At 76.8% G+C, this 1,976-nt stretch carries 4 protein-coding genes; all 4 read right to left on the reverse strand.

Annotated features, from left to right (window positions below; translation table 11 throughout):
• On the reverse strand, positions 1 to 347 hold a 347-nt coding region (locus ABTY20_RS35150; RefSeq protein ID WP_352001198.1), incomplete at its 3' end, for a cellulase.
• An 11-nt stretch (positions 348 to 358) separates the two neighbouring features.
• Complete coding sequence (locus tag ABTY20_RS35155) at positions 359 to 865, reverse strand: SigE family RNA polymerase sigma factor (RefSeq protein WP_352001199.1); 507 nt, start codon at positions 863 to 865, stop codon at positions 359 to 361.
• Positions 866 to 1,099: 234 nt separating this feature from the next.
• The gene (locus ABTY20_RS35160) at positions 1,100 to 1,450 is read right to left on the reverse strand and encodes a DUF8129 domain-containing protein (protein WP_352001200.1); all 351 of its coding nucleotides are present in this window, start codon (positions 1,448 to 1,450) and stop codon (positions 1,100 to 1,102) included.
• Positions 1,451 to 1,516: 66 nt separating this feature from the next.
• A complete protein-coding gene (locus ABTY20_RS35165; RefSeq protein ID WP_352001201.1) occupies positions 1,517 to 1,894 on the reverse strand; it encodes a DUF6479 family protein in 378 nt (125 codons plus the stop codon).
• Between the last annotated feature and the right edge of the window lie 82 nt (positions 1,895 to 1,976).

Here is a 1,976-nt window from a genome sequence, read left to right on the forward strand (position 1 = left end):
GGGGCCGTGGTGCCGGCGCCCGTGGTCCCGGAGGCGTGCGTCGGCGGTCGCGACACGCTCGGGGCGGACGTCGTCGGCGCCGGGGACGGCGAGGGCGACGCCGGACCGGTCGCCGACTGCGGCCCGCGGTCGGCGGGCAGGGACCGGGAGCCCGTGCTCGGCAGCAGGGCCAGCCCGACGCTCAGCCCGGCCACCGCGAGGGCCGACCCGCCGGCCCGCCACAGCAGCCGGGACCGGCGGCGGACCCGGATGCCCTGGTACAGCCGCTCCCGCTGCTCGGACCGGAAGGGAGCCGGCTGCCGGGCGTCGCGCATCATGCGCGTCAGCTCACGCTCGAAGTCGTCCATCGCTTCTCCCCTCACCCCACGGGCCTGACGGAGTCGGACAGGATCCGCCGCAGCCGCGCCACACCGCGTGAGGCGTGGGAGCGCGCGGTGCCCACCGGGCAGCCGAGTGCCTGCGCCACCTGGCCCTCGGGCAGGTCCTCGCAGTAGCGCAGCACCACCGCGGCCCGTTGCCGGGGCGGCAGCAGCGCCAGCGCGGCCTCCAGCCGCGAGCGCTCCGCGACGGCCGAGGACACGTCGCCCGGTCCGGGCCGGTCGGGCAGTTCGCCCACCGGGCGCTCCCCCCACCAGCGCCGCCGGGCCGAACGGGCCGCCATCCGCACCAGCACCTGGCGCACGTACGCCTCCGGGGCCTGCTCGGCGACCCTCGGCCAGACGAACCACAGCTTCACCAGAGCCTCCTGGACGAGGTCCTCGGCCCGCTGCCGGTCGCCGCCGGTGAGCAGACGCGCGACATGGAGCAGCGCCGACCAGCGGGCGGCCACGAACTCGTCGAAGCCGTCCACCCGAAACCGCTCCATCCCCACCGCCCCGTGTCCGAACAACCCCTTGCACCTGAGACAAAGACTGATGACCCGGCGAAACGATGCAGCGAAGCGCTGTGATCCGCCTCACTTCGCACGCGTGCCCCTCGCACGCGTGCCCTTCGGGCACTCCGGCCCCGGGAGAAGCCGAAAGGGCGGGCCGTACGCCCACGACCGCGTGCAGCGATCGACGGACGTACGACCCGCCCCGGGAGCGGTGGCCGGCCCGGCCTAGGTGCGGTTGCCCTTCGGCTTGCCCCGCTGGTCCGGGGTGCCGTGCGGCGGCGGGCTGGAAGGCTGCGGAGAGGTGGCGGGCGACACCGGGGACCCGGCCTGGCCGGCGCCCTGTTCGGGACGGAGCGCGCCGGGGTCGCCGGACGTCGGTTCGGCGCCCGCGTTCAGCTGCTCCAGCCGGGCCGCCAGCAGCTGGGTCGCCGGGACCCGGTCGGCGTGCGAGCGCTCGTAGGCCAGCAGCTCCTCGACCTCGCCCGCGGACAGCGAGCGGATCCTGCTCTCCAGGCCGCCGATGGGCAGATGGTCGTAGTCGGGCAGCGGCAGGGTGTTGCGCGCGGGATCTGCCATGCTTCTCACTTCCCTGGGTGCGACGTCACGGGCCCGCCGTCGACGGGCCGGCGGGGAGGGGGACGGTCAGTGGCCGCCCGGTCCGCCGCTGCCGAACGCCCCGCTGCCGCCCTCGTCCCAGCGGGGCCGCTCCTGCGACGCGCTCGTGCGGCCGGCGGCGTTGCCGTGGCCCTTCAGTTCGTGCGGCAGCAGGCGCTCGTCGCTCCTGGGCACCTCGTCCGGCTCCCGCCGCTCCCGTGTCTCCCGGACCGGGCCCCCCTCGGGCATCCGGGGCTGCTCCTCCGGGCGGGGCCGGCGTCCCTCGCCGCTCCTCACCTTGCGGCTGCCGAGGGCGAACATGCCGATCAGCAGCGCCACGACCACCACACCCGCCACCACGAGTCCCGTCCCGAGGGCACCGCGGCCCGCGGCGAGGTCGGCCGTCTCCATCCACGCGGTGTTCATCATGGCTCGCGGGTACCCCCGGTCCCGTGCGCCAACCCGGCGCGCCCCGCCGCGCCGCCCGGACGTCCGGCGCGCGGCCCCG

Source organism: Streptomyces sp. NPDC126497 (genome assembly GCF_040302425.1).
Taxonomy (GTDB): Bacteria; Actinomycetota; Actinomycetes; order Streptomycetales; family Streptomycetaceae; genus Streptomyces.

Bases quoted from the DNA above. Each gene is read 5' to 3' on its own strand.
- ABTY20_RS35155 (WP_352001199.1), bottom strand. From the start codon at position 865: ATGGAGCGGTTTCGGGTGGACGGCTTCGACGAGTTCGTGGCCGCCCGC.
- ABTY20_RS35160 (WP_352001200.1), bottom strand. From the start codon at position 1,450: ATGGCAGATCCCGCGCGCAACACCCTGCCGCTGCCCGACTACGACCAT.
- ABTY20_RS35165 (WP_352001201.1), bottom strand. From the start codon at position 1,894: ATGAACACCGCGTGGATGGAGACGGCCGACCTCGCCGCGGGCCGCGGT.